This window comes from Saccharothrix hoggarensis (genome assembly GCF_042678885.1).
GTDB lineage: Bacteria > Actinomycetota > Actinomycetes > Mycobacteriales > Pseudonocardiaceae > Actinosynnema > Actinosynnema hoggarensis.
Map to the genome: position 1 here is coordinate 1 of NZ_JBHTLK010000090.1, position 25,233 is coordinate 25,233.

A 25,233-nucleotide genomic window follows, 5' to 3' on the forward strand; every position below is an offset into this window, starting at 1 on the left:
CACCGCCCGCGCGACCCGACCGCGCCCGCAGCAACCGGTCCGCCCGGCCTCGTCCCAGCACCCGTCGCACCGCCCGCGCGACCGCGCCGGCCTCGGCGTCGACGGCGCGGGCCGACTCGGCGGCGTGCAATGTCCGACGTATGACCATGCGCCCCGGTTACCCTGCGCCGACCCCCCGAACCGCCTCAATGCGTGCGGAACGGCGGTCGGCGGAAACGGGCGGCGGGAACGGCGGTCAGCCGGACGGCGCCGCGAGGAACGCCTCCGCCCCGGCACGGGCCCGGAACGGTTCGAGGTCCGCGCGTTGGCGCGCGGCTCGCTCGATCAGGTGGTCGAAGTCGACGTCGGGCAGGCGGTCCTTCAGCCCGGCCTGGTCGCGCAGGGTCGTCCAGAGCTGCTTCTTCCCGTCGATGCCCATCGCCAGGAACTCCAGCTCCTCGAACCGGCTCAGCGGCGAGTACGACGTCAGCCGGCCGTTCCGCTTCAGCCGTCCCACGCGTTCGGCGAAGACGGCCGCGCCCGTCTTGACCGGGTCGGTGCGCACGCCGACCCGGCGCATGATCGAGCGGAACGTCCCGACGTCCTCCGCGATCCCGATCGCGACCCCGGCGAGCACCCGGCCGAGTTCGGTGCCGCGGTTGTTGCGCTGGGCACGTCGCGCCAACTCGCGCCACAACACGCCCATCGCGAGCTGGTCCTTGAGGTAGATGCCCAGGAAGTCGTCCACGGGCAGGTGGTACCCGCCGGTCGCCCGTCGAACCCACCCGCGAGGTCGGGTCCGGCTCAGGCGTCGACGGTGTGCCGGACCGCCAGCAGCGCGATGTCGTCGGTGGCGGGCCGGTCGCCGACCAGCACGTTCATGATCCGGACGCACACCGCTTCCGGCGTCGCCGGGGCCACGGACTCCCGCAGCTCCCGCAACCGGTCGTCCAGGTCCTCCCCGCGCCGCTCCACCAGGCCGTCGGTGTACAGGACGACCACCGCGCCCGGCCGCACGTCGAGCCGGACGCTGCACCGGCCCGTGACGGCCAGGTTGTAGCCGACGGGCGGGCCGACCGGGGCGTCCGCGAACCGGGTCGGCCGCCCCGGTTCGGCGACGAGGGGCGGCAGGTGGCCGGCCAGGGCGAGGTCGAGGTGGCCCGCCGCCGTGTCGACCACCGCGTAGGCGACGGTGGCCATGGTGTGGTCCTCGAAGTGACTGGCCTTGCGGTCGAGCTTGCCGAGCACCACGGCGGGGTCCGCGAACTCCAGGGCGTACGCGCGCAGGGCGCTGCGCAGGCGTCCCATGACGACGGCGGCGGGCAGCCCGCTGCCCACGACGTCGCCGATCACGAGCCCGATGCGCCCGCCGGGGAGGCTGAACACGTCGTACCAGTCGCCGCCGACACCGCTGTCGGTGCCGGGGACGTAGCGCGCGGCCAGCTCCCAGCCCTCGGTGGCGGGCAGGGTGCCGGGCAGGAGGCTGTCCTGGAGCATCGCGGCGGCGGCGCGCGCGGACCGCGACCGGTGCATGTGCGCGGCCATCGCGAGCCGGTCGGCGACCAGCCGCAGCAGGTCGACCTCGTCGTCCGTGAACTGCCGCTCCGTGGTGCTGCCGACGTGCAGCACGCCGGTCAGGTGGCCCTGGGCCACCATCGGCACACCCAACAGGACCCGCAGGCCGCGTTCCCACAGCAGGGGGTTGACCACCGTCGACGCGTCCACGTGGTCGAGGCGGACGGCTTCCCGGCGCTCGGCCACCCGTCCGGCGAAACCCGCCCCGACCGGCACCCGGACGCCCTGGAAGACCTCTTCCTCCAGACCCACGGTCGCCTTGGCCACGAGCTGGGTGCCGGCGGCGTCGGTCAGCAGGACGGTGACGGTGTCGACCGCCAGCAGGTCGTGCACCTGCCACAGCAGCACGTCGAAGAGCTTGTCCAGGTCGAGGTCGCGCAGCGCGCTGTCGGTGACGGCCTCCAGCACGCGGAGCCGCACCTCCGAACCTCGCGGTTCACCCATCCGTCGACCCCGTCCACGTCCTGATCGTGCACACCGAGTGATCAGCACGACCGTGTGACGCTTGCCAGTCGAGCCGGTGCCGAGCAAACCACAATACCTGGATAGCTAGTCTGCCGAACAAACCACTCGCGCACACGAGCGCATTTTCGGCGGCACCCGACGTCACCGGACCCGAATCGGCCCTACCTGCGACGACGAGGTCGCCGTCACACTTCGAGGTGATCCGCCGGCGAAGACACGCGTGCCGGGAACGCGGCGAAGAATGTCCAAATCGGGATCAGAAAATGGTGACCGTTGTCGTGTGGGCGTCGCACGGCATTCACCGTGCGTGATCAGAATGGCACCCGATCGGCCGTCTCTCTCACCCGGCAGCACAGCTCCTGCGTGCGGAGGGCGTCGGCGTAGTCGCACACCAGGAGGCTCGGGTCCCCGCTGCCGACCGCGGCCAGGAACCGCTCGTCGGCGATCACGAGCGGGTCGCGGCCGACGGGCGCCTCGTGGCTGCCGTCGGCGTCCTCGCGCCGCAGGACCTTGTTCGTCAACGTCAGCTTCCGGCCTTCGCAGTGGAACTCGATGCCCGCGTCCACGGTGGCGTGCAGCACGCACGTCGCGGTGAACACGGCCAACGGCCCCGAGTCGAACGCGAGGGTGGCGGCGCTGACCGCGGCCACGTCGAGGTCCGGGTAGGGGGCGAGCGGCACGTGCCGGGCGACGGCGTGGAGCACGTCCGCCTCGCCCAGCAGGAACCGCGCCAGGTCGTACAGGTGGGTGGCCTGCTCGACCACCTGTCCCCCGCTCTTCGCCTCCACCCGCCACCACGGGACGGGCGGGACGAGGCCGTGCCAGGCCGCCCGCACCAGGTGCGGGGGCGTCTCCGCGAGCATCCGGCGCAGGTCGGGCACGACGTCCATGCCGCGCCAGTAGTAGCCCGCGCCGGCGATCAGCCCGCGGTCGCGGACCCCGGCGGCGACGCGGCGCGGCACGTCGAGGTCCACGCCGATCGGCTTCTCGACGTAGAACGGCACGCCGTGCTCGATGAGGGTGTGCTCGATGTCGCCGTGGGCGGCGGGCGGCACGCAGATCCACGCCGCGTCGACGTCCTCCCGGGCCAGGAGGTCGGCCGTGGTCCGGTACGGGCGGCCGCCCCAGCGTGCGGCGGCCTCCTCGACCCCCGTGCGGCCGACGTGGCCGACGACCTCGGCGCCGAGCCCCGTCAACGCCGCCGCGTGCCGTCCGGCGATGTAGCCGGCGCCGATCAACGCCACCCTCACCGGGCTACCTCCCCGTCCACGGCCTGCCACAGCTCGACCCGGCTGCGCCAGTCCTCGGTGTGCCGCGGCGGCGGCGGTGGCGGGAACGCCGAGGACAGGCCGACGCCCATCAGGACGGCCCCGGTGGTGACCAGCCCGTCGCTGTCGCGCCGGTAGCGCCGGTCGGCGTCCAGCCCGCGCAGCCTGATCCGGCGCGGCCCCTCGCCGGCGACGCCGCGCACCTGGTAGACGAACACCACCGCCTCCCGGCGGTCGCGGGAGACGTACTGCACGGCGCACGGCTCGGTGTCGCTCGGCGGGACCAGCCAGTGCTGGTCGCCGTCCTGGATCACCGGCCGCAGCCGCTTGTACTCGGCGATCAGCTCACGGGCCTGCTTCCGGTCGTCCTCGCCCCACCCCGCGATGTCGCCGGAGATGCCCAGCACGCCCTGCATGGCGACGTGGAAGCGGAACTCCAGCGGGCTGGTGCGCCCGGTGGTCGGTTCCGGCGCGTCGGCGACCCAGCCGACCATCGCGCGCGGCGCGTAGGCGCGGCTGAAGCCGTGCTGCATGCGCAGCCGGTCGCCGGGGTCGGTGTTGTCGCTGACCTGCGCCACGTCGGCCAGGCCGAGGATGCCCAGATCGACCCGGCCGCCGCCGCCCGCGCACGTCTCGATCATCAGGTCGGGGAACTCGGCGCGCAGCCGCCCGATGACCTCGTACACGCCCCGGACGTGGCGCACCCACACCTCGCGTCGCCGTTCCGGGGCCGCCCGGGGCCAGCCGACCTCGGTGTACGGGCGGTTGTGGTCCCACTTCACGAAGTCGATCCGGTGCTCGGCCAGCAGCGCGCGCAGCTTCGCCAGGACGCCCTCGCGCACGTCCTCCCGGGCGAAGTTCAGCACGAGCTGGTTGCGCGACAGGGTCGGCTCCCGATCGGGGAGGTGCAGCACCCAGTCGGGGTGGGCCCGGTACAGGTCGCTGTCCGGGTTGACCATCTCGGGCTCCAGCCAGATCCCGAACCCCATGCCCAGCCGGTGCACCTCGTCGACGAGCTGCGTCAGGCCGCGGGGGAACTTCGCCGGGTCGACGACCCAGTCGCCCAGCCCGGCGTGGTCGTCGTTGCGCGCGCCGAACCAGCCGTCGTCCACGACGAACAGCTCGACGCCGAGTTCGGCCGCGTGGCCGGCGAGCGCGACCTGGTGCTCCACCTCCACGTCGAAGGCGGTGGCCAGCCAGGTGTTGTAGTGCACCGGCGGCGGCGTGGTGCGGTGCCGGGCGGGCAGCACGTGGTCCCGCTGGTAGCGGTGCAGCAGGCGCGCCGCGCCGTCCAGGCCGTCGTCGGTGTAGCCGCACGCCAGGGACGGGGTCCGGAAGTCCTCGCCGGGGTCGAGGTGCCAGGCGGAGTCGAACGGGTGGAGGCCCGCGACCACGTGCAGCGCGTCGTTGCGCTCGGTCTCCAGCACGATCGACCAGTTGCCGCTCCACGCCAGGGCCCCGAACCACACCGGGCCGTCCTCGCCCGCACGGGTGACGGCGAACCAGGGGTTGGCCTCGTGGCTGGTGAACCCGCGTCGGCTGTCCAGCACCACCTTGCCCGGCGGCAGCGCGCGCCGCGTGAGCTGGTACTCGTCGCCCCACCGGCCGTGCAGCGTCCACGACTCGTAGCGCGCCGGCGGCAGGCCCAGCACGGCGCTCGCGACCCGTTCCACGCGCAGCGGGTCCGGCCCCCGGTTGCACACGCGCGCGTCACGCACGACGATGCCGTGCTCGGCGAGCACGGCGAACCGGTGCTCGACCACGAGGCCCGTGGCGTCGTCGTCGAAGACGAGCACCAGGACGTCGTCCTCGATCCGGTCGTCGCGCCAGGTCAGGCGGGACACCGACGAGCCGTCCTGGCGCTGCACCACCAGTCCCGGCTCCTTGAACGCGCGATCGCCGTAGGTCGAGGCGGCGAGCGGGACGCCGTCCAGGAAGTGCGCCTGCGATGCCCGGTTCCACGGTGTGTGCGGGAGGTACGCGTCGCCCGACAGGCCGTCCCCGACGCCGCCGCCGTCATCGCCCCAGTGGTCGAGCCGGAGCGCGCCGTCGTCGGCGACGGACAGCAGCATCGCGTTGCGCGAGGTCCGCAGCAGCCACGCCGGTCGTCCGGCGCAGGTGGTCCGCGTGATGGCGGGGTCGTCGGCAGGCATCGCTCTCCTTCGGGGAATCGCCCGGTCGTGAGGCACGAGTCGTCAAACAGAAGTCAGACACGGTCAGGCAGCGGTCAACAGGGGTCAGGCAGGGGTCGTCGGAGTCGGAAGTCGTCGAGGCCGGGCGGGTCGGAACCGCTCGCGCGGTCAGGCGTCACGCACCGGTTCGGGGACGAGCCGGGCGTCCACCGCCTCGGCCGAGAACACCTGGTCGATCACCATGTGCCGGGCGCCGTGCACGCCGGCGCGGTCGCCGAGGCCGCACTCGACCACGGCCAGACTGCTGGTCAGCACCGGCACGGTTCGCTCGTACAGCCGTTCGCGCACGCCCACCAGCAGGTGCTCGCGGGTGAGGGCGAGGTCGCCGCCGATCACCACGACGGTCGGGTTGAGCAGCGCGACCGCCGTCGCCAGCACCTCGCCCAGCAGCCGGCCCGCGTCCCGGACGAGCGTGATCGCGTCCTCGTTGCCCTCCTCGACGAGGCGGACGACGTCACGGCTGGTCCGGGCGTGGATGCCGCGCTCGGTGAGCTGACGGGCCAGCGCCGCACCGCTCGCGTGCGCGGCGAGGCAGCCGGTGGCGCCGCACCGGCACCGCGCGCCGTCGACCGGCCGGGCGATCCGGATGTGCCCGATGTCGCCGCCCTGGCCGGTGGCGCCGCGTTCGGGCCGTCCGCCGAGGATGACGCCCGCGCCGATGCCGGTGCCGACCTTCACGAAGAGCAGGTTGTCGACGTCGGGGTAGCGCTCGCGGGCCTCGCCCAGGCCGAGCAGGTTGGCGTCGTTGTCCACGAACGCCGGGCAGCCCAGGGCGTCGGACAGCGTCTTCGCCACCGCGACCCCGTGCCAGCCGGGCATGATCGGCGGCTCGACCGGCCGCCCGGTGCGGAAGTCGACCGGGGCGGGCAGGCCGACGCCGATGCCCGCGAGCTGTGCCCGGTCGCGGCCGGCGTCCTTGAGCAGGTCCCGGAACCGCCGGACGACGGTCTTCAGCACCACGTCGGGCGCCTGGCCGACGAGCAGGTCCTCGGTGCGCTCGGCGAGCATCCGCCCGCCCGCGTCGGTCAACGCGAACCGCGCGTGCGTGGCGCCGACGTCGGCGGCCAGCACGAGCTTGTCCGCCTCCTCGAACGACAGCACCTCGGCCGGCCTGCCCGCCGTGCCGCGCCGCTGCTCGACCGCCCGGATGTAGCCGGCGGCGATGAGCTGGCTGAGCCGCAGCGCCACCGTCGAGCGGGACAGCCCGGTGAGCTCCTGCAGGTCGCGGCGCGTCCTCACCCGCCCGGACCGGATGAGGAGGAGGATCTCGCCGGGTGATGCCGTGAACGCCATCCGCGCGGCCTAGCCCTTCTCCGCGCCGCTGGTCAGCCCTTGGGAGAGCAGCCGCTCGGTCAGGAAGAACAGCAGCACGATCGGCAGCGTGATGACGACCGACCCGGCCATGAGCACGGTCGTGGAGATCTCGATGCTGCCCGACAGCTGCGCCAGCCCCAGCGACACGGTCCACCGGTCCCGCCGCTCGACCAGGAACAGCAGCGCGAACAGGAACTCGTTCCACGCGATCATGAACACGAAGATCCCGGTCGCGATGACCGACGGCATCGCCAGCGGCAGGCTGATCCGGCGGATGACGCCGACCCGGCTCAGCCCGTCGACCAGACCGGCCTCCTCGACGCTCCGCGGGATGGTCTCGAAGTAGTTCTTCAGCATGTAGATGGCGACCGGCACGGTCTGGGCGATGTAGACGAGCACGAGGCCGACCAGCGAGCCCCGCAGCTGCATGCGGGTGAGCATGACGAACAGCGGGATCGCCAGCACGATGCTCGGGAACAGGTACACGACGAGGAACAGCGAGCTGACCTGACGCCGGCCGAAGAACTCCAGCCGGCTCACCGCATACGCGCCGGGGACGGCGATCACGAGCGCCACCACCACCGACGCGGACGCGACGACGGCGCTGTTGCCGAGCAGGCTGAGGAAGCCCTGCCCGCCGTCCGCGACCGGCCGCAGCACGGCGGCGTACGTGGAGAAGGTGAGGTCGCCCAGGTCCACGAGCAGCGAATCGGGGCGCCGCAACAGGTCCTCGATCGGACGCAGCGACAGCATCAGCATGTAGTAGAACGGCAGCAGCGTGGCGGCCAGGAAGAACACGACCACCAGCGGGCGCAGGACGGCGAACACCGCCCGTTCCACCCGGTCACGCGTCCACGGCCGTCGAGGCGCGGTCACGGCTTGGCCCCTTCCCGTCGCCGCAGCAACCACAGGTACGCGCCGACCAGCACCACCAGCACGGCGGCCAGCAGCACGGACTGGGCCGCGGCGGCGCCGACGTTCCGCTGCACGGTGAGCAGCTCGTAGACCCGCACGCTCACCACCTCCGTGCCCGCCGCCCCGCCCGTCAGCAGGAAGATGTCGTCGAACTCGTTGAACGTCCAGATGGTCCGCAGCACCACGAGCACGGCGATGACCGGCATCAGCTGCGGCAGCACGATGTGCCGAAACCGCTGCGTCGGCGTCGCCCCGTCCACGGTCGCCGCCTCTTCCAGGTCGCCGGGCAGCGCCGACAGCCGGGCCAGCAGGAACAGGAACGCGAACGGGAAATATCGCCAGCCCTCGAACGCGATCACGGTCAGCAGCGCGGTCGGCACGGGGACGTCCAGGCCGAACAGCGTGACCACCCCGCGCGCCTGCGAGAGGAACGCGATCGGGTCGTCCCAGCCGAACAGCTCCCGGCCCCAGCTGTTGACGATGCCGAACTCCGGGTTGAGCAGCACCCGCCAGACGAACGTGACCGCGACGACCGGCGCGACGTAGGGGATCAACATCGCGGCGCGCACGAACGACCGGCCGGGGAACGGCCTGCGCACCGCCAGCGCCGCGACCAGCCCCAGCAGGATCGCGAGGAACGTCGAGCCGGCGGTGTAGGCGACCGTGGTGCGCAGGCTCTCCCACAGCACGTCCGAGCCGAACACCCGGGCGAAGTTGTCGAGCGTCAGCTTCTCGAACAGCCCGGTGCGGCCGACGTCGATCAGCCGCACCCGCTGGAACGCGATGAGCACCGACCACGCCAGCGGCACGAGCACGACCGCGAGCACGATCACCAGGGTCGGGGTGAGCAGCAGCAACCCGGTGCGCGCGTCGTGCTGCTTCAGCGTGCGCCCGCGCCGCGGCGTGACGTCGACCGACGAGTCCACGTGCCGGCGTCCTACTTGCCGAGTTCGTCGGCGATGGTGGCGGCCTGCTCGCTCGCCTTGCGGGCGGCGGCCGGCGCGTCACCGGAGCCGTTGACGGCCTCGGCCAACGCCTTGGGCACGACGAGCTGCCCGGCGACGGCGCCCGCCAGCTCGGCCTTGCCCTGGCGGAAGCCCCAGCGGCTGAAGCTCTTCGGGCTGTCCTGGACGACGCGAAGCGTCTCCTCGTCGTAGAACTTCGACAGCGGGGCCTTGGTGTCCACGCCGACGTCGAGCCCGCGCCACGCCTCGGCGTACTCCCGCGGGTTGTCCTTCGTGCCCGAGCGGACCGGCACCTTGCCCTCGGGCGCGATGGCGAGCCAGTCGCGGTACCCGTCGCTCATCAGGTGCTCGACCAGCTTCTCGGCGTTGTCGGTGGCGGCGTCCTTCAGCACCGCGAACGACGCCGTCTCGCCGAACGTGGTCGGCTCGCCGCCGTCCGGTCCGGCGAGCGCCGCGACCACGCCGGTGTTGCGCGCCAGGAACGCCGGGTCCGCCTGGCACTCCGCGCACGTCGGCAGGGCGTCCTTGCGCAGGCCCGCCAGCTCGTCGAGCAGGTAGGACGACCACACCACCATCGCCGACCGACCCGCGAAGTACGTCGCCCGCGTGGTGTCGACGTCCTGGTTGCCCGCGACGGAGTGGCGGGTGATCAGGTCGGTGTAGAACTGGAACGCCGCGACGCACCCGGAACTGTGCAGGGCCACCTGGCCGTCGTCGCCGACGAGTTCGCAGCCGTTGGCCAGGGCGAGGTGCTCGAACGTCTGGTGCGTGAACACGTCGGCGGGCGTGGTACTGGCCGTGATGCCCGCGACGTCGCCCTGGTCGAGCCGTTCGGCGGCCTGCCGGATCGCGTCGTACGAGGTCGGCGGCTGCAGCCCGGCCTGGGCGAACAAGTCCTTGCGGTAGAAGAGGAGCTGGGCCCAGCCGTCGCTGGGCACCACCAGCTGGGTGTCGCCCTCGCGGGTCAGCTCCAACGACTGCTCGGCGAACGTGTCGGCGCCGAGGCGGTCGACGACCTGCTGGGCGGCGTCGGTGTCCAGCAGGTCGTCCGTGCGCAGCTGGCTCATGATCGGCAGCGAGATCGAGCCGATCACGTCGGGCAGCTCGCCGGACGCGGCGGCGGACGTGAGCACGGTCGTGAGCTGGTTCTCGGCGACCGCGACGAGCTTGGTCTCGATGCCGGTCCGCTCGGTGAACCGCGCCAGGAGGCGTTCCTGCGCCTGCACGCGGTCGGCGGTGTCCTCAATGGTCCAGAAGACGAGCGGTCCGTCAGCTCCCCCACCGGAATCGCCGCTCCCGCAGGCCGCCAGCACCAGGGCGACAGGCACCGCGGCGGCGAGCGCGCGCAGTCCTCGTCCGGTCATGGTTGCTCCCTTCCAGGTGGACCGCGTCCTCTCACGGGCCAGCGCCGGGTGTTCGGTGGCGCCACTGAACACCCGGTTTTGTCCCGTGACAACCACCAACCCGGTACTGACTTCGGGTCCGCATCGGGCTGTGTGCAGGCGTTCGGCGATCGACCGCGCGCCGGGATCGGGATACCGCATTGTTGTTTTGACTGATCGCGGGATTAATGGCCGTCATGCCGCAGTGGAAGATCGCCTGCCAGGAGCAGCTTCTGCCGGGCGCGTCGATCGAGGAGAAGTGGGAGTTCGCCCAGTCGGCGGGCTTCGACGGCATCGAGCTGCGCGCGCGGGGCGACGAGGCGTTCGAGGCCCGGCTCGGCGCGCTCAAGCGGGCGGTCGGCCACGGTGTCGTCATGCCTTCCGTGTGCCTGGACGGGATACCGCTCGGTGACGTCGACCGGGGTGCGGACGCCCTCCGGCAGGTGTCCTCGCGCCTCGGCGTGATCGCCGCGATGGGCGGGGAGGTCGTGGTCGCGCCGGTGTCCGACGGCCGACTGCTGCCAGTGCCGTGCCCGCGTTCGTCCACAGAGGACTACGAGACGTTGTCGGACGGCCTGCGCCGCCTCGCCGAGCGGGCCGCGCGGGAAGGCGTGACGATCTGCCTGCAGCCGGTCAACCGCTACGAGGGCCGCCCCGTCAACACGCTCGACCAGGCGGCGGACGTGTGCCGCGCGGTGGGGCTGCCGTCGGCGCGGGTGGCCGCGGGCACGTTCCACATGAACGTGGAGGAAGCCGACCCGGCCGGCGCGCTGCTGGCCGCCGGCCCGTGGCTCGGCCACGTGGAGCTGGCCGACTCGAACGGCCTCGAACCCGGTGCGGGCCACGTCGACTGGTGGGCCGCGTTCGCGGCGCTCGACGCGGCCGGCTACCAGGGGTGGGCGGGCTTCGCGTGCAGCCTGTCCGGTCCGGCCGAGTCCGCGCTGCCGGCCGCCGTCAGCCTGCTCCGCCAGGCCGGCGGGTGACGGCGTGACGGCGGGGACGACCCTGGGGCCGCTCGCGCCCGACATCGCCGACCTGCGGCGGAAGGCCGCCGCGACGCTGCTGCGGAACTGGCGCGGCTCGGCGACCGTGCCGACCGGCACGCTCTACCCGCACCAGTGGAGCTGGGACTCCGCGTTCATCGCCATCGGGCTGGCCCACCTGAGCCCGCGGCGGGCGTTCGCCGAGCTGACCGCGTTGCACGGCGCGCAGTGGCGTGACGGGCGCGTGCCGCAGATCGTGTTCAACCCCGCCGTGCCCGAGGACGCCTACTTCCCCGGCCCGGCGTTCTGGCGACCGCTGCCGCGCCAGGGACCGCCGGCGGGCGTGTCGACCACCGGGCTCGTGCAGCCGCCCGTGCACGCCGGCGCCGTCCTCGCCGTCGCCGACCGCCACCCCGGCGACGCCGCCGACGCCGCGGTCCACCGGCTCTACCCGCGGCTGGCGCGCTTCCACGACTACCTGTTCGAACGGCGGCGGGTGGCGTCCGGGCTGGTCGCCGTCGTGCACCCGTGGGAGTCGGGCCTGGACAACAGCCCGTTCTGGGACGAACCCCTCGGCGCGGCCGCCACCGCCCTGGCCGACGACATCACCGGCCTGCGCCGCGACCTGCGCCACGCCGACGCCGGGCACCGGCCCACGGACGACGACTACGCGCGGTACATGGGGATCGTGGCCGCGTACCGCAACCGCGGTTACGCCGACGACGACCTGCTCAGCCTGCCGTTCTGCACCGTCGACCCGCTGTTCTGCGCCGTGCTGGCCTGGTCGGAGCAGGCGCTCGCGGAACTCGCCCGCCGCACCGGCGCCGACCCCGGCAGGCACGACGAGCGGGCCCGCGAGCTGACGCACCAGATCCACTCGCGGCTGTTCGACCCGGCGTTGGGCTGCTACGTGGCGCTCGACGCGCGCACCGGCCGGCACCTCCCCAAGCGGACGGTCTCCGGCCTGGTCCCGCTGCTGCTGCCCGACCTGCCCGCCCGACGCCGCGAGGCGCTGCTGGCGACGTTGACCGGGCCCGCGTTCGGCCTGGGGTCGCCGCCCGTGCGCGGTGTGCCCAGCTACGACCTCACCGCGTCCGACGCCGACCCGCACCGGTACTGGCGCGGGCCGACGTGGATGAACACGAACTGGCTGCTGTGGACGGGGCTGCGGCGGCAGGGCGAGACCCGCCACGCCGAGCACCTGGCGTCCGACATGATCCGCCTGGTCGCCGACGCCGGGTTCCGCGAGTACTTCGACCCGGTGACCGGCGAAGGCCTCGGGGCCGACCACTTCAGCTGGACGGCGGCGCTCCTGCTGGACGTCCTCGCACACGAGCCCGGAGGGCAAGGATGGCAACGGTAGTGCGTTTCGACGCCCCCGGCTCGGTCTCGCTGGGAGAGGAGCCCGATCCCCCGCTGACCGCGACCGGCGTGCGCGTCCGCACCCTGTACTCGGGGATCTCCGCGGGCACCGAGCTGACCCAGTACCGCGGCACCAACGCGCACTTCACCAAGACGTGGGACCCCGATGTCCGCCTGTTCGTGCCGGGACGACCCACCGCCGAGTACCCCGTCGTGGTCGGGTACGAGGAGGTCGGCGAGGTGGTCGAGGTAGGGCCCGAGGTCACCGCCGTCCGCCCCGGACAGGTCGTGTGGGGCGTCTGGGGCCACCGGTCGGCGACCGTCGTGGACGAGGCGTACGCGGCGCAGCGGGTGCTCGACCCGGGAGCAGACCCGGTGCTCGGCATCTTCAGCCACATCGGCTCCGTCGCCCTCAACGTGGTGCTCGACGCGGACGTCCACGTCGGCGAGACCGTCGTCGTGTTCGGCCTCGGCGTGGTCGGGCAGATCGTCGCCCAGCTGGCCAGGCGCAACGGCGCCAGGGTGATCGGCGTGGACACCATCCCCCACCGGCTGGAACTGGCCCACGCGCTCAGCGCGGACGAGGTGCTGGACGCCGGGGCGGGCGGGGTCGCCGAACGGGTCCGCGAGCTGACCGACGGCCGCGGCGCCGACGTCGCGCTCGACGTCAGCGGCAGTCACCAGGCCCTGCACGAGGCCGTCCGCAGCGTCGCCTACAACGCCCGCGTCGTCGCCGGCGGCTTCTACCAGGGCGAGGCGCGCGGGCTGTTCCTCGGCGAGGAGTTCCACCACAACCGGGTGTCGCTGGTGTGCTCGCAGATCTCCGGCGTGGCCGCCGCCCTGTCCCCGCGCTGGGACCGCGGGCGCCTCGCGACCACCGTCATCGACCTGGCCGTGTCGGGGCACCTGCTCCTGCGCCCCCTGATCTCGCACGTCGTGCCGGTCGAGGAGGCGGCTTCGGCCTACAAGCTGATCGACGCCCAGCCGGACCAGGTGACCCAGGTGGTCCTGGAGTTCACCGCACCGTGACGTCCCCGGCGTCCCTCAGTTGCTCTCCTCGGTGGGCGCGGTCGGGGGCTCTTCGGGCTCGGGGTTGGTCTCGGAGGGCTCCGGGGTGGGGACCACCGGCTCCGACGTCGGCGCGGCGGGCGTCGTGGTGGGCGTGACGGCCTCGGTGGTGGTCCTGGTGTTCGGCCCGGTGACGGGCGCGGCGGTGTCGCCGGCTCCCGTGTCACCGGCCCCCGCGTCGCCGGCCGGCGCGGCCGCGGTCGTCTCCACCGACGTCGTGACCTGCGGCGTCGCCGTCGCCTGGGCCGCGTCCGGGGTCTGCGGCGTGCCCAGGTACTGCGGCTGGACGGGGTTCTGCGGCGCCGGGGAGGAACCGGGCTGCTCGACGGACGCCTGCTGGGTCGACGACGCCGGGGGCGCGGACGTCGCCGGCTGCTCCTCCGAGGTCGCGGCCATCGTGATGGCGAACGCGCCGACCAGCACGCCCGCCGAGGCGACCAGCGTCTTCCACGACGACCGGGACCCGCGCGCGAGCTTCAGCGTGGGTTCGTCCGGCGGCTTGACCAGCGCCACCGGCTTGACCGACCCGTCCGGTTTGCGCTGTTCCGGCACGTCGTCGAGCACGCTCAGCACCCGCGTGCACTCTTCTGCAGTGGGCCGCTCCTCCGGCGCGGAGGCGGTCATCCGCGACAGCAGCCCCGCGACCTCGGACGGCAGGTCGTCGGGCACCGCGGGCGTGCGGTGCAGCCGCGCCACGGCCGCTTCCACGTCGCCGCCGGTGTACTCGCGCCGGCCGGTCAGGCACTCCAGCAGGACGAGCCCGAGCGCGTAGACGTCGGCCGGGTGGTCGACGTCACCGCCGAGCACCTGTTCGGGCGCGAGGTAGGCGGCCGTGCCGACCAGCTGGTCGGTGCGCGTCATCCGCGTCGCGCCGGTCAGGTGGACCAGGCCGAAGTCGGCGAGGTAGGCGTTGCCCTCGGCGTCGAGCAGGATGTTGGACGGCTTGACGTCCCGGTGCACGAGGTCGTGCGCGTGGACGTAGGCGAGCGCGTCGGCCAGGGCCGCGCCCAGCCGACGCGTCCGGTCCAGCGACAACGGCCCCAGGTCGATCAGCTCGCGCAGGGTCTGCCCCTCGACGAGCTGGAGCACGACGAACGGCGTCTCGGCCTGCGTGTCGGCGTCGTAGACGGACACCAACCCGGGGTGGGAGAGGCAGGCCAGCGTGCGGACCTCGTTGTCGAACCGCCGTGCGGCCGCCTCGTCGAACCCTGGCTGGAACAACTTCACCGCGACGTGCCGGCACAGGGTGGTGTCCCAGGCGCGGCGAACTTCCGCCATGCCCCCGAGCCCGATCGGTTCGAGGAGGCGGTAACGGTCGGCCAACAGGTGGTCGCTGCTTGTGGAGGGAGACACCGTCATACCTCCGGTCGAGGTAGGAGCACACTCCCAGGTGCCCCGACAGCGCCGCGCGCAAACAGGTGAACGACCCTCGCCTCACCCCAGCCCTCGCACCAACCCATCACGGCGACCACCCGACCGCGCCGCCGGTGCGTGTCAGCCCGGAGAGCTTGTCAACCAGCCTTCGCCCACACGCGGCCACGGGTCCGGATCCGGTTCACCGGATCGGAGCGGATGACGCCCTTCTCCAGCAGCGGTTGCAGCGCTGGGCTGACGTGCTGCATTCGGTACACCGTCTCCCGCAGTGCAAAGTCCTTCAGGTCCTGAACCGCCACCCCGTCCTCGCCCCCGGCTTCGATAACCGGCACGAGCAGCCGCGCGAGAGGCGCCAACAAGGGCTCGTTGACATCGAACAGCGTCTCGTGCTGCTCATCACGGGGATCGCGGAACCCGACGCCCTGTACCGGGTCGACCTCCCACAAGGTGTCCTTCATCTTCTCCACGCCACGCGGGTGGTTGGTGCCGAAAACCAGGTACAAGGGCTCGCCGCGTCGATCGATCAACTCGAAGTCCAGCAGGTGCTGGAACCCCGCGTCGTGGAGAGACCTCCGATAGCAGTCGAGCAGGTGTCGTCGCTTCGCCTCCCCGTCCGGCAGGCCCCTGACCTGGCGCCATCGCTGGTCTCCCCCGAACACGCCGTCCGCATCGGCACCCAACTGCTCGACGAAACGGACGAAGTGCTGGGTTCCGAAGGTGACGATGACCTCGGTGGCCGGATTGCGCGCCAGGCGCCTCAACAACGGATGTGGCACCGGTGCGTTGCCCCACGAGTCCAGCACCGCCAGGATCGGCTGCCCCCAGCAGCCGCGCTCGGTCAGGTACTGCTCGAGGAGCTCACCGCACTTGCCCTGGACCACGTCCACCCACATGCGGTCCAGCGGCCGTGGACGCTCCGGGAAGCGCTCGGTCAACTGCTCACGCAGCATGCTCACACAGCGTGGGTCGTCGTCGATGAAGAGGAACTTCGCCAACGACCTGGTCGTCGGCACCTTCTTGACATACGCCTCCAGCGCGATGATCGGTGATCCGGGCTCGCCATCGGCGTACACCCCGGGACCAGCGAACCCCTCCGCGTAGGTGGCTGACGGGTAGGCGTTGGAGCCTCCGATCAGGATGGGGAACCACCGTTCGAGGTAGCGCCGGTAAATGTCGTGCTTGGCCAGCGTGTGTTCCACGATGGCCCAGGGCACACGTCCTTTCACCGGCATCGCAAGGCTCCTCGGGGTCACGGGCGCTCCAGTTGCACCATAACCATTGTCGGGAGCAGGCCGGAAGATTTTCGAACTGTTATCAGCCGCGACATACGCACGAACTGTTGCGCAAGACTCCGAGCGAGTGACGATGGGCCTGCTAATGCGGAACCGCTCAGGCTTCACCCTCTCCTGGCCAACCCGGTTTGCCGATTGGCTCCGTGCAGAACGCTGGGCCGTCCCGAGCGGCGCAGACGTGTCCCGACCAGCCCTGACGGTTGAGTCGAGGAGGTTGACCGCAGAAGGGGCTGGACCCGCGCTCGTCATCTGCGCCGTCACTCGGCATGACCATCAGCCCGGGCAGCCCACACCGGCGACGGGACTGAACGGCACATAGGGGGACGATCTATAGAACAATTCAAGCTCCGTTCCGCATCGGTGCCGCTCGCTCACTCGTCCGTTCGGGGATTTTTGTGAGCCAATCGGATTACATCGACGTCGCCACGTGGTAGTTCTGATCGCTCGACGAGGAGGTGTGATGACCGCGAACGAGAAGTTCTTCCAGGAGAAGCGGGCTGCGGCCGTGCTCAAGCACGGAATCCTGGACCGGTACCTGCCCGTGTTCACCTCCAAGACCGGCAGCAGCGCCACCGGAGGGCAGGTGGTGTACCTCGACGGGTTCGCCGGCCCCGGTCGCTACGAACCCGAGGACGGCCAGTCGGTCGGCGCCGAAGGGTCACCCCTCCTCGCAATGCGCACCGCGACTGCTGTGCAGACGTTCGGGCGAACGCTGCACTGCGTGTTCGTCGAGCGCGCCCCTCACCACTACGAGAACCTGTGCCTGACCCTGGAGCGGGAGGTCGCGGGCAAGAACTACGAGGTACTACCCGGTGACGTCAGCGGACACCTCGATCGCGTTCTGGCCGTGGCGGACGACCGCCCCCTGCTGGCTTTCCTCGATCCGTTCGGCACGGGCCTGCCCTACGCCGAGATGACCGACCGCTTGCTCCGGCGACCGACCCGTCCGCCGACCGAGGTCCTGCTCAACTTCAACCTACAGTCGGTGTGGCGCATTGGGGGCCTGCTGGCCGGAGACGAAACGGGCACCTGGAACCACGGCCTGGACGCGGTACTGGACGCCGACTGGCTTCCGGTGCGGGACAAGCTTGCCGCGAGCACTACCAACAGCCCTCAGAGCGCAACCGCGTCCCTGGCGAGGATCGACGATTTCCTCGGCAACGAGTGGTGGCGCGACGTCTTCCGGAACTCCCGCGCGAAGGCGCGTCACCGGGGCGAACGCACCGCCTCCGCACGCGCGGCCCAAGTGGTGGCCCAGGAGTACTGCAGACGCATCGAGGCCGACACCGGGTACCGGTCCTTCAGTGTCCCCATCCGCCGGCAGCCCGGGCAGGAACCGTTCTTCATGCTGATCTTGTTCTACCGGTACCGCGGCACGCCCTACGCCTTCAACGGGGCGGTGTCCAAGGCCAACGAGGCATGGCGGAAGTTCATCAGCGAGCGATCGCCCCAACCGCAAGCACACCTCGCTGAACAGGAAGACCTCTTCGGCGGAACCCTGACGACGGGAATGACAGACGAGCAGAACACCCGCGCCGAGGCCAGGCGGAACCAGGAGTGGATCAGCATGATCGCCCGCAACGTCACCACGTTGCTCGCCGTGCACGGTCCCGTCGACGTCCAAGACCGCACCAAGGACATCTTCGGCACCACACTCGGATTGGCGCGCGAGACCCACCTGCGAGCAGCATGGGACCTGCTCGCGAACCAAGGTGTGGCCCTACCCCGCCTCAAGGGCAAGAACAAGATCGAGAACCAGACCATCCGACCGGCGTGAAGCACCGGCCGGCAAGTCTGGGGCAAGGACTCGGCCGCTTCAGCTGACTTCCGCGAACTGCGGCATCTGGTCCCACGTCTGCCCGTCCAGTTCGCGCCCCCCGGCTTTCGGCGTGCGACCGCCCCACTGCTTGTGGAAGAAGGCAACACGGGCTTCCTGGCAGGCGTCACGAATCTGCCGGACCCAGAGCGGGTCCACAGGACGGGCATTCGGCCCCGACTCGCCGCCGGTGATGACCCAGCCGATGCCCTCGAGGTTCAACTCGGCCAACGGGCCCAGCAGCGGTTCGCAGGACAGGAACCGCACCGCGGCCGGCACTGCGCGCAGGTCGTCGACGCGGGTGAGTTGGTCGCTGTCCTCCACGCTCACCCCCATCCACACGTTGGTTGGCCAGTCGAGCTTGTCGGCCAGTTTGCGCAGCCGCGTTGAGCGCTTCGTGAGCACCTGGTAGGTGTGCTGGGGGGTGGCGGCCATGACTGCGAAGACTTTGCGCACGAAGTCGAGAGGCACCTTAGCGTGGAAGAGGTCGCTCATGGAGTTGACGAACACCACTCGCGGAGTCCGCCACCGATAGGGCTGGTCCAGGGTGTCCGGGTGCAGCGTGACGCCGAACCCGGGACCCGACGTACGCGGATCGCCGTCGTTCTGGTACTTCTCGGTCCCCATCGCCTTGAGTCGTTTCGCCAAAGTGAGCGCGTAGCAGTTGTCGCAGCCCTTCGAGATCCGGTCGCACCCCGTCGTGGGATTCCACGTGACCTCGGTCCACTCGATCGTCGAGCGACTGCCCATGACTGCCCCTTGCTTGCCTTCGGTACCGGCTCGAACACCGGTTCGACTCGAACTTACGAGCAAGTCGTAACGTAAAACTCGTAAGATGGCCATATGGCGTCACCGGATCGAGTTCTCCTGCGGGATCGGTCGCAGGCCGCGTTCGGCCAGCGCTACCGCCTCGAGGTCATGCTCGCGATCGCGGCCGCCGACGACGGCTTCGTTTCGTTAAGCTCGCTGGCCTCCCGATTGGGCATCACCACCAGCAACCTGCAGGGACCGATCAGATCCTTGCGGGAGCTCGGTCTCCTCACACCGGTCGCGCACGGCGATTCACGCCACCGCTTCTACCTCCGCAACCCGAGCGCCGCATGGGCCTGGGTTGCGGAGCTCCGCGACCAAGCCCTCCTCGAAGCCGCCACCACCGGCGGCGCGGCGTAGGCCGGACGCCGGAAGCGGAGCGTGAGGACGGTTCGCCCGTCCTCCCCCGTGGTCCACCCGCGCGTGCCCCGTCGGTCCGCATTGGATGGACGCATGACCGTGCAGAGGATCGACCGGCACGACGTGCGCTACCCCGACCTGGTCCAGGGCAACAACATGCGCTGGGTGGGGGCGCCGGACGAGGTGTTCCTGCCGCGTGACGCGGGCGAGGTGGCGGAGTGCGTGCGCGAGCTGACCGGGCGCGGTCTGCGGTTCGCCGTTCGCAGCGGCGGGCACTGCTACGAGGACCACGTGTTCAACTCGGCGGTCCGCGCCGTGGTCGACCTGAACCTGCTGAACGGGGTCGAGCACGATCCGGTGACGGGGTGCGTGGCGATCGGCGCGGGTCAGGGCCTGTGGGACGTCTACGCGAAGCTGCACCGCCGCTGGGGTGTGACCATTCCGGGCGGGTCGTGCGCGACGGTCGGCGCGGGCGGGCACATCGTGGGCGGCGGGTACGGGCTGCTGTCCCGCCGCGACGGGTTGACGGTCGACCACCTGCACGGGGTCGAGGTGGTCACCGCGGACGGCGAGCTGCGCGTCGTCACCCGTGAGAGCACCGGCGCCGACCGCGACCTGTGGTGGGCGCACACCGGCGGCGGGGGCGGGAACTTCGGGGTGGTCACCCGCTACCTGATGCGCGGCCCCCACGCGACCGACCGGACACCGCCGGACGAGCTGCTGCCCCGGGCGCCCCGACAGGTGCTGCTGCACGACCTCACGATCCCGTGGGACCAGGTCGGCTCGGACGGCGCGGAGCTGGCCGTGATGCTGCGCCGTTTCGACGACTGGTGCGCGCACAACTCCGCGCCCGACGCGGACGCCGCCAACAACCTGTTCGCGCTGTTCCGCGTCCACCCCCGGCTGACCCCCCACGAACGGGCGATCAACCTCACCACCCAGGTCGCCATCGACGACGACTCCCCCGAGAGCCTCTCCCGGGCCCGCGCGACGCTGAAGGACTTCCTCGGCTCCGTCCTCACGGTGTCGTCGGCGGCCACGCACCCGCGCGGCCTCGACCACCACCCGGCACGGCCCTGGCTCAACGCCACCCACGAGCTGGGCCAGGGCACCTGGCACCACCGCGCCGACTACAAGTCGGCCTACCACCGCCGCCTCACCGACCACCACGTCGACGCCCTGGTCCGGACGTTCGCGACCGCCGGCCGGGGCGCCGAAGGCGCACGGGTCTCCCTCGACACCTACGGCGGCCGGGTGAACGGCGTCGCCAAGGACGCCACCGCCACCCCGCACCGCGACTCGGTGATCAAGCTGCAGTACATGTCGTTCTGGGGCAGCCCCGCCGAGGACGACGCCCACGTCGAGTGGCTGCGGGAGGCGTACCGCGAGGTCTACGCCGAGACGGGCGGCGTCCCGGCCGCCGCGAACGACGACCCGGACCGCATCGCCACCGACGGCTGCTTCGTCAACTACCTCGACACCGACCTGCCCGCGCACCCCACCGGCACCGCGGCGAGCCGGTGGCAGCTCTACTACGGCGACACCAACTTCGCCTCGCTGGTGCGGACCAAGCAGACCTTCGACCCCCACGACGTCTTCCACCACGCCCAGTCCATCCCGGTGACGCACCCGTAGGGGCCGGGACGACCCCAGCGCCGGGCAAGCTCAGCCGGGGAGCCGGAATTCGGGGCCGTAATTCCTGCCGGGCTGGTTCTCGGCGGCCGGGAGCGCGATGGTCACGAGCTCCCGCGCTTTTCCTTCGAGCGCTTTCATGGCGACGATGGAATCCTTGAACGGCGTCTTGGGGTCCGCGGTCTGCCACACCTGTTCCAACTTCACCAGGAGTTCCCGGTACGTCGTGTTGAACGCGTCGAGCTTGGCCTTGACGGAATCCGACGCGGCCGAGCGGTTCCACCCACCCCGGGGAACGGTGCCGAGCGGGTGCACCGCCGGCCGGGGGAAGGAATCGCCGTCGAACTTCCACTTCTTACCGGGGTGCTGCTTCAGCTTCCGGCCGTGGAAGATCTCACCGAAGCGGTAGTAGTGGGCGAGTTCGCCACCGCTGTTCGGCGAGACGTCGGAGCCCTCTCCCTGTTCCGTGATCAATTTGACGGCCCGCTCCACCTTCGTCAGGTCGACGACCTTCTTGTTGTCCTTCGTCGTGGTCATGTCGGGCAGTTCGAAACCGGCGATGACGGAGTTCAACTGCGGGCCGGGGGCGCCGAACTCGGCGAAGTTCTCCGGCTTCTTGAACGCCTCGAGGATGGCGGCGTAGAACTTGCCGATCGTCGGGAACGTCTCCGCCGTCCTGGCCAGCGGTTTCTCCGGCGCTTCGAGGTCCATGAACACCTTGATGACGTCCTGGTCGGACCCGCTGGTCGAGGCGATGCCGGACAGGCTGACCACGAGACCGGGCTTCACGCCGCCGGGCAGCGCGGTGGGGTACGCGGGGACGAGACCCGCTTCCGCCATTTTCGGGACGCCGCCGATCGCGCTGAGCATGTTGCACGCGAGCGCCATGTGCAACATCTCCTCCATCACGATCTCCAGGATCATGTCCGCGACGTTCGGGTCCGAGTTCGGTTCCTTGATCGACCACAACGCGTACAGGTAGGCGGGAATCGTGGCGAACTCGAGCGTCACGCCCCACTGCAACGCCGCTCGAAGCCAGGCCACGTCCCGCTGGGGCGGCTCGCACTCCAGCAACAACGCCATCGACTGGTACGTGTCGGTCAATTCCGCGGTCATGTCAGAATCCCTTCCGAGGCGAGCCCGAGTGCCCGCACCAATGTTCGGGCAGTTCCGGGCGACGTCGACCCCGGCACGATTACTAACACCGTTCGGGGGCACGGCTTCCACCGACCGTGTCTTTCGCCAACCCGACAGGGGAATGGGCACCGCCGAGCGCGCGGAACATACTCGTCACGACACGTCCGGAACCCAGCCAGGGAGAAGCGATGACCCTTCCCATCTCCGAGGTGACGAAGGTCAAGATCCATCCCGCCATCGGCGTCGCCAGGCTGGGGAACAGCGACGAGTACTTCGTCGGCCCCGAGATCCCCGGGCAGCCGGGCCTGCCGGCGGACAAGAAGTTCAAGGACGCCTCCGGGAAGGTGCGCCGCCAAGCCGCCCGGTTCCGCTGCTTCGGCTACGACGAGACCGGGACCCGGTGGGTGGAGCTGACCGACTCGGCCGACGTGTCGATCACCTGGTCGGTGCACGTGGTCAACCGCAAGGCCGCGTCGAAGACGGCGTTCGGCGACACCGAGGACCGCAACCGCGACGTCACGGGCGACGCCCGGAAGAAGCTCGTCATCGACCCCGGCGTGCAGACCATCACCGGCAAGGACGCGGTGAAGGCCATCCCGAAGGCGCCGTTCACCCACCAGGGCAAGAAGACCGACGTCGACCTCGGCGCCCTCCGGACCGACGGCTCCGGGCACCTCCTCGTGCTCGGCGGCCGCGGCAGCTCGGGCTCGCCGACCGGCAAGGCCCTCCAGGGCACCTTCGACAACGACGGGTGGCACGACGACACGTCCGACGGCCCGGTCGGCGCGACCGTGAAGATCAAGGGCAGGGCCGTCGGGGACGTGACCGGCGCGTGGGTCGTCGTCGCGCCCCCGAAGTTCGCGCCCTACTTCACCGACGTGATCAGCATGTACGAGCGGCTCCTCGACTACTACAAGACCCACAAGATCATCGAGGAGACGTCGGCGCTGCTGCCGCCCGCCACGCCGTCCTACGCCGCGCACGTCCAGCCGATCCTGCAACGCGCCAGGACGATCCGCTGGACGCGACGGGTCAAGCCCTACCGCCACCGGTGGGAGGACCCGGTCTACGGCGACGCGAGCAGGCACCACATCTTCGACCGCCTCAAGCCCGCCACCGGAACCCCCTCCCGGCACCAGGACATGCCGCACCTCACGCACGGCGGAAGCACTCCCGGTTACGACGGCACGGACTCCCACCTGACGGCGGTCCAGTACGAGGTGATGAAGCGCTGGAAGGACGGCAACTACCGGCAGGACTGGCCGCCGCCGGCCGCGCGGGTCACCCCGGACGGGCTCGACCGGGCCGCGCTGGACGGCTGCGTCGGCGGATCGCTCTTCCCCGGCATCGAGTTCGGCCGCTTCGCCCTCCGCGCCGACACCACGTCCATCTGGCGCAAGGGCCACCCGTTCCGGTTCGACACGAACCGGGTGCGCGCGGGCGACGTCACCGCCCGGATGGCGCTGCCGTGGCAGACCGACTTCATGGCGTGCGGGAGCGACTGGTGGCCGGTGCAGCGCCCCAACACCGTCATCGCGGACAACAAGTTCCAGGCCTGGGACCGCATGGTCGGCAACAACGAGAACATGGTGAAGGACTGGTACAAGCTGGGCTTCGTCCTGCCGAAGGGCAGCCAGTACGTCGAGCAGGAGCGCACGCTCACCCAGCAGAGCACGGTGCGCGCCGGCGCGGTGAACTTCGGGACCGTCGGCACGGAGGGGCGCACGGTGCCGGTCGTCGTCCACGCCGCCGGCGCCGTGCCGGACCTCGTGGTGGAGAACGCCCCCGGGGCGGTCACCGTCGGCACGCCGAGGACCAGCGGCGACCCGACGTCCACGTTGCTGTCGCTGGACCTCACCTACGCCGCGGCCCGCGCGGACGTCGTGGACGGCGAAGTCGTCCTGCTGGACCGGAACACCGGCGACCGGTGGACGATCCCGGTCAGCGGACGCGGCGCCTCCGCGGCGGACGAGGCGGGGCAGCCGTACTCGCCTCCGGTCGGGGTGGACCTGCTGCTGGCCGGGCAGGGAGTCCTGTCGGCCGGGCAGCAGCACACCTGGACGCTCCAGCTCACCGAGGTCGACCACGCCCTGTCCGTCACGTTGCAGGCGGCCGACGGAGCGCTGTCGGTGGTCCTCGTGAGCCCGTTGGGCCGCCGCCTCGATGCCGGCGTCGCCGACGTGCACGCCACGAAGGACGCCGAGTCGGCCACCCTGCGGGTCGAGCTGCCGTTCGAGAGCTTCCCGAGCCGCTACGACCGCAGCGGCCTGTGGCGGGTCGTGGTCACCGCCGACGAGGGCGCGGACGCGTTGCCGTACCAGGTGACCGCGTCCGCGGAGTCCGACATCCGGTTGGTCGTCGACAGCACCGACTCCGGGGCCGAGGTCACGCTGTGGGGCGCCGAGGACTCGACCGTCGAGGCGGTCCTGGCGGAGGGCGCCGAGCACCAGGTGACGCTGGACGCCGGGTCGTCCACCGGACGGGTCGACGCCGGCGCGGTCACGTCGGTCCGGGCCTTCGGCACCAGCCCGGACGGCCACCCGTTCGTCCGCGAGCGCTACCTGACCGGCGAACGGTGACCGCGGACGCCGTCGTGGTGGGCGGCGGCCCGGCGGGTGCGGCCGTCGCCCGGCACCTGGCCGCGTCCGGGGCCGCGGTGGTGCTCGTCCACGATGACCGCACGCCCTGGCACCGCATCGGCCAGCAGCTGTCCGCGGCCGCACGTCCCGCTCTGGCCGCGCTGGGCGCGTGGGACGTCGTGGCGGCGTCGGCGCGTCCCGTGCACGAGGCGCGCAGCTCGTGGGCCACCGACGAGGTGGACCACCGGCCCGGCATCCTGGACCCGAACGGGCCACCGTGGGCGGTCGACCGGGCGTCGTTCGACCGGGAGCTCCGCGCCCTGGCACGGGACGCGGGCGCGAAGGTCGTGCGCGGTCACGTCCGGGGCCTCCGCGCCCACGGCGGCGCGTGGACCGTCGGCGGCCTGGACACCGGCGGTGGCCCGGGGAGCGTCGGTGGCCCGGGGAGCGTCGGTGGCTTGCGGACGGCCGGGGGCGTGCGGGCCAAGGTCGTCGTGGACGCCACCGGCACCCCGCGCGCGCTCACCCGCCGTCACCTCGACTGGCACCGCTCCGACCACCTGCACTGCACGGCCTGGCGCTGCGACCTGCCCGACGCCGGGTCGTACTCGCTGGTGGAGGCGACGGCGGACGGCTGGTGGTACACCGCGCCCACCGCCGACGGCGCCGCCCTCACGGTCCTGCGCGTCACCGCCGGCTCCTCCCCCGCGTCGCCCCCGCCGCGGACCGGCGACCGCCTCCGGCACCGCGCCCTCGGGCCACCCG

At 71.6% G+C, this 25,233-nt stretch carries 20 protein-coding genes; 8 read left to right on the forward strand and 12 right to left on the reverse strand.

Features of this window, described 5'->3' with window-relative positions; all coding sequences use genetic code 11:
* Positions 1-235: 235 nt before the first annotated feature.
* The 8 genes from ACFQ3T_RS18220 to ACFQ3T_RS18255 form a co-directional block, all read right to left on the reverse strand.
* A complete protein-coding gene (locus ACFQ3T_RS18220) occupies positions 236-727 on the reverse strand; it encodes a hypothetical protein (protein WP_380724484.1) in 492 nt (163 codons plus the stop codon).
* A gap of 56 nt (positions 728-783) precedes the next feature.
* Positions 784-1,998, reverse strand: coding sequence for a PP2C family protein-serine/threonine phosphatase (locus ACFQ3T_RS18225; RefSeq protein WP_380724485.1), 1,215 nt, complete (start codon positions 1,996-1,998; stop codon positions 784-786).
* A 332-nt stretch (positions 1,999-2,330) separates the two neighbouring features.
* Complete coding sequence (locus ACFQ3T_RS18230) at positions 2,331-3,269, reverse strand: Gfo/Idh/MocA family protein (protein ID WP_380724486.1); 939 nt, start codon at positions 3,267-3,269, stop codon at positions 2,331-2,333.
* Positions 3,266-5,440, reverse strand: coding sequence for an alpha-galactosidase (locus tag ACFQ3T_RS18235; protein WP_380724487.1), 2,175 nt, complete (start codon positions 5,438-5,440; stop codon positions 3,266-3,268). The genes ACFQ3T_RS18230 and ACFQ3T_RS18235 overlap by 4 nt, the downstream gene beginning before the upstream one ends.
* A gap of 147 nt (positions 5,441-5,587) precedes the next feature.
* The gene (locus tag ACFQ3T_RS18240) at positions 5,588-6,772 is read right to left on the reverse strand and encodes an ROK family transcriptional regulator (protein WP_380724488.1); all 1,185 of its coding nucleotides are present in this window, start codon (positions 6,770-6,772) and stop codon (positions 5,588-5,590) included.
* Between the two features lie 9 nt (positions 6,773-6,781).
* A complete protein-coding gene (locus tag ACFQ3T_RS18245) occupies positions 6,782-7,669 on the reverse strand; it encodes a carbohydrate ABC transporter permease (protein ID WP_380724489.1) in 888 nt (295 codons plus the stop codon).
* Positions 7,666-8,634, reverse strand: coding sequence for a carbohydrate ABC transporter permease (locus ACFQ3T_RS18250; RefSeq protein WP_380724490.1), 969 nt, complete (start codon positions 8,632-8,634; stop codon positions 7,666-7,668). Before ACFQ3T_RS18250 ends, ACFQ3T_RS18245 begins: the two co-directional genes overlap by 4 nt.
* 11 nt (positions 8,635-8,645) lie before the next feature.
* A complete protein-coding gene (locus tag ACFQ3T_RS18255) occupies positions 8,646-10,037 on the reverse strand; it encodes an ABC transporter substrate-binding protein (RefSeq protein ID WP_380724491.1) in 1,392 nt (463 codons plus the stop codon).
* Between the two features lie 206 nt (positions 10,038-10,243).
* Here ACFQ3T_RS18255 and ACFQ3T_RS18260 point away from each other — a divergent pair, with 206 nt between their 5' ends.
* Genes ACFQ3T_RS18260 through ACFQ3T_RS18270 form a run of 3 tightly spaced genes read left to right on the forward strand, consistent with a single transcriptional unit; the run spans position 10,244 to position 13,429 of the window.
* Entirely contained in the window at positions 10,244-11,038 is a 795-nt protein-coding gene (locus ACFQ3T_RS18260) for a sugar phosphate isomerase/epimerase family protein (protein ID WP_380724492.1), read from the forward strand.
* Between the two features lie 4 nt (positions 11,039-11,042).
* Positions 11,043-12,401 carry an MGH1-like glycoside hydrolase domain-containing protein gene (locus tag ACFQ3T_RS18265; RefSeq protein ID WP_380724493.1) on the forward strand — a complete coding sequence of 453 codons (1,359 nt, stop codon included), beginning with the start codon at positions 11,043-11,045 and terminating at the stop codon, positions 12,399-12,401.
* Positions 12,401-13,429, forward strand: coding sequence for a zinc-dependent alcohol dehydrogenase (locus ACFQ3T_RS18270; protein WP_380724494.1), 1,029 nt, complete (start codon positions 12,401-12,403; stop codon positions 13,427-13,429). The genes ACFQ3T_RS18265 and ACFQ3T_RS18270 overlap by 1 nt, the downstream gene beginning before the upstream one ends.
* 15 nt (positions 13,430-13,444) lie before the next feature.
* Here the strand turns inward: ACFQ3T_RS18270 and ACFQ3T_RS18275 are convergent, their stop codons facing one another.
* Both ACFQ3T_RS18275 and ACFQ3T_RS18280 read right to left on the reverse strand, forming a co-directional pair.
* Complete coding sequence (locus tag ACFQ3T_RS18275) at positions 13,445-14,827, reverse strand: serine/threonine-protein kinase (RefSeq protein WP_380724495.1); 1,383 nt, start codon at positions 14,825-14,827, stop codon at positions 13,445-13,447.
* Positions 14,828-14,979: 152 nt separating this feature from the next.
* Positions 14,980-16,074, reverse strand: coding sequence for a three-Cys-motif partner protein TcmP (locus ACFQ3T_RS18280; protein WP_380724496.1), 1,095 nt, complete (start codon positions 16,072-16,074; stop codon positions 14,980-14,982).
* Positions 16,075-16,594: 520 nt separating this feature from the next.
* Here ACFQ3T_RS18280 and tcmP point away from each other — a divergent pair.
* On the forward strand, positions 16,595-17,911 hold the full coding sequence (gene tcmP, locus ACFQ3T_RS18285) for a three-Cys-motif partner protein TcmP (RefSeq protein ID WP_380724497.1): 1,317 nt from the start codon (positions 16,595-16,597) through the stop codon (positions 17,909-17,911).
* 39 nt (positions 17,912-17,950) lie between these two features.
* Here tcmP and ACFQ3T_RS18290 read toward each other — a convergent pair whose 3' ends face one another.
* Positions 17,951-18,700, reverse strand: a complete 750-nt coding sequence (locus ACFQ3T_RS18290; RefSeq protein ID WP_380724498.1) for a DUF5131 family protein — start codon at positions 18,698-18,700, stop codon at positions 17,951-17,953.
* Positions 18,701-18,793: 93 nt separating this feature from the next.
* Between ACFQ3T_RS18290 and ACFQ3T_RS18295 the strand changes: the two genes are divergently transcribed.
* Together ACFQ3T_RS18295 and ACFQ3T_RS18300 are read left to right on the forward strand one after the other, a co-directional pair.
* Positions 18,794-19,120, forward strand: coding sequence for a hypothetical protein (locus ACFQ3T_RS18295; RefSeq protein ID WP_380724499.1), 327 nt, complete (start codon positions 18,794-18,796; stop codon positions 19,118-19,120).
* Positions 19,121-19,213: 93 nt separating this feature from the next.
* Positions 19,214-20,755, forward strand: coding sequence for an FAD-binding oxidoreductase (locus tag ACFQ3T_RS18300; RefSeq protein WP_380724500.1), 1,542 nt, complete (start codon positions 19,214-19,216; stop codon positions 20,753-20,755).
* 30 nt (positions 20,756-20,785) lie between these two features.
* Here the strand turns inward: ACFQ3T_RS18300 and ACFQ3T_RS18305 are convergent, their stop codons facing one another.
* Positions 20,786-21,868, reverse strand: coding sequence for a ferritin-like domain-containing protein (locus ACFQ3T_RS18305; protein WP_380724501.1), 1,083 nt, complete (start codon positions 21,866-21,868; stop codon positions 20,786-20,788).
* Between the two features lie 209 nt (positions 21,869-22,077).
* Between ACFQ3T_RS18305 and ACFQ3T_RS18310 the strand changes: the two genes are divergently transcribed.
* Complete coding sequence (locus ACFQ3T_RS18310; RefSeq protein WP_380724502.1) at positions 22,078-24,468, forward strand: LodA/GoxA family CTQ-dependent oxidase; 2,391 nt, start codon at positions 22,078-22,080, stop codon at positions 24,466-24,468.
* Positions 24,465-25,233, forward strand: a 769-nt coding sequence (locus tag ACFQ3T_RS18315; RefSeq protein ID WP_380724503.1) for an NAD(P)/FAD-dependent oxidoreductase, incomplete at its 3' end; no start/stop codon positions are given. The genes ACFQ3T_RS18310 and ACFQ3T_RS18315, both read left to right, overlap by 4 nt.

What these genes read in the sequence shown, in the direction of transcription:
- ACFQ3T_RS18225 (WP_380724485.1), bottom strand. Translation starts at nt 1,998, where the DNA reads ATGGGTGAACCGCGAGGTTCGGAGGTGCGGCTCCGCGTGCTGGAGGCC.
- ACFQ3T_RS18235 (WP_380724487.1), bottom strand. Translation starts at nt 5,440, where the DNA reads ATGCCTGCCGACGACCCCGCCATCACGCGGACCACCTGCGCCGGACGA.
- ACFQ3T_RS18240 (WP_380724488.1), bottom strand. Translation starts at nt 6,772, where the DNA reads ATGGCGTTCACGGCATCACCCGGCGAGATCCTCCTCCTCATCCGGTCC.
- ACFQ3T_RS18255 (WP_380724491.1), bottom strand. Translation starts at nt 10,037, where the DNA reads ATGACCGGACGAGGACTGCGCGCGCTCGCCGCCGCGGTGCCTGTCGCC.
- ACFQ3T_RS18260 (WP_380724492.1), top strand. Translation starts at nt 10,244, where the DNA reads ATGGCCGTCATGCCGCAGTGGAAGATCGCCTGCCAGGAGCAGCTTCTG.
- ACFQ3T_RS18275 (WP_380724495.1), bottom strand. Translation starts at nt 14,827, where the DNA reads ATGACGGTGTCTCCCTCCACAAGCAGCGACCACCTGTTGGCCGACCGT.
- ACFQ3T_RS18280 (WP_380724496.1), bottom strand. Translation starts at nt 16,074, where the DNA reads ATGCCGGTGAAAGGACGTGTGCCCTGGGCCATCGTGGAACACACGCTG.
- tcmP (WP_380724497.1), top strand. Translation starts at nt 16,595, where the DNA reads ATGACCGCGAACGAGAAGTTCTTCCAGGAGAAGCGGGCTGCGGCCGTG.
- ACFQ3T_RS18290 (WP_380724498.1), bottom strand. Translation starts at nt 18,700, where the DNA reads ATGGGCAGTCGCTCGACGATCGAGTGGACCGAGGTCACGTGGAATCCC.
- ACFQ3T_RS18295 (WP_380724499.1), top strand. Translation starts at nt 18,794, where the DNA reads ATGGCGTCACCGGATCGAGTTCTCCTGCGGGATCGGTCGCAGGCCGCG.
- ACFQ3T_RS18300 (WP_380724500.1), top strand. Translation starts at nt 19,214, where the DNA reads ATGACCGTGCAGAGGATCGACCGGCACGACGTGCGCTACCCCGACCTG.
- ACFQ3T_RS18305 (WP_380724501.1), bottom strand. Translation starts at nt 21,868, where the DNA reads ATGACCGCGGAATTGACCGACACGTACCAGTCGATGGCGTTGTTGCTG.
- ACFQ3T_RS18310 (WP_380724502.1), top strand. Translation starts at nt 22,078, where the DNA reads ATGACCCTTCCCATCTCCGAGGTGACGAAGGTCAAGATCCATCCCGCC.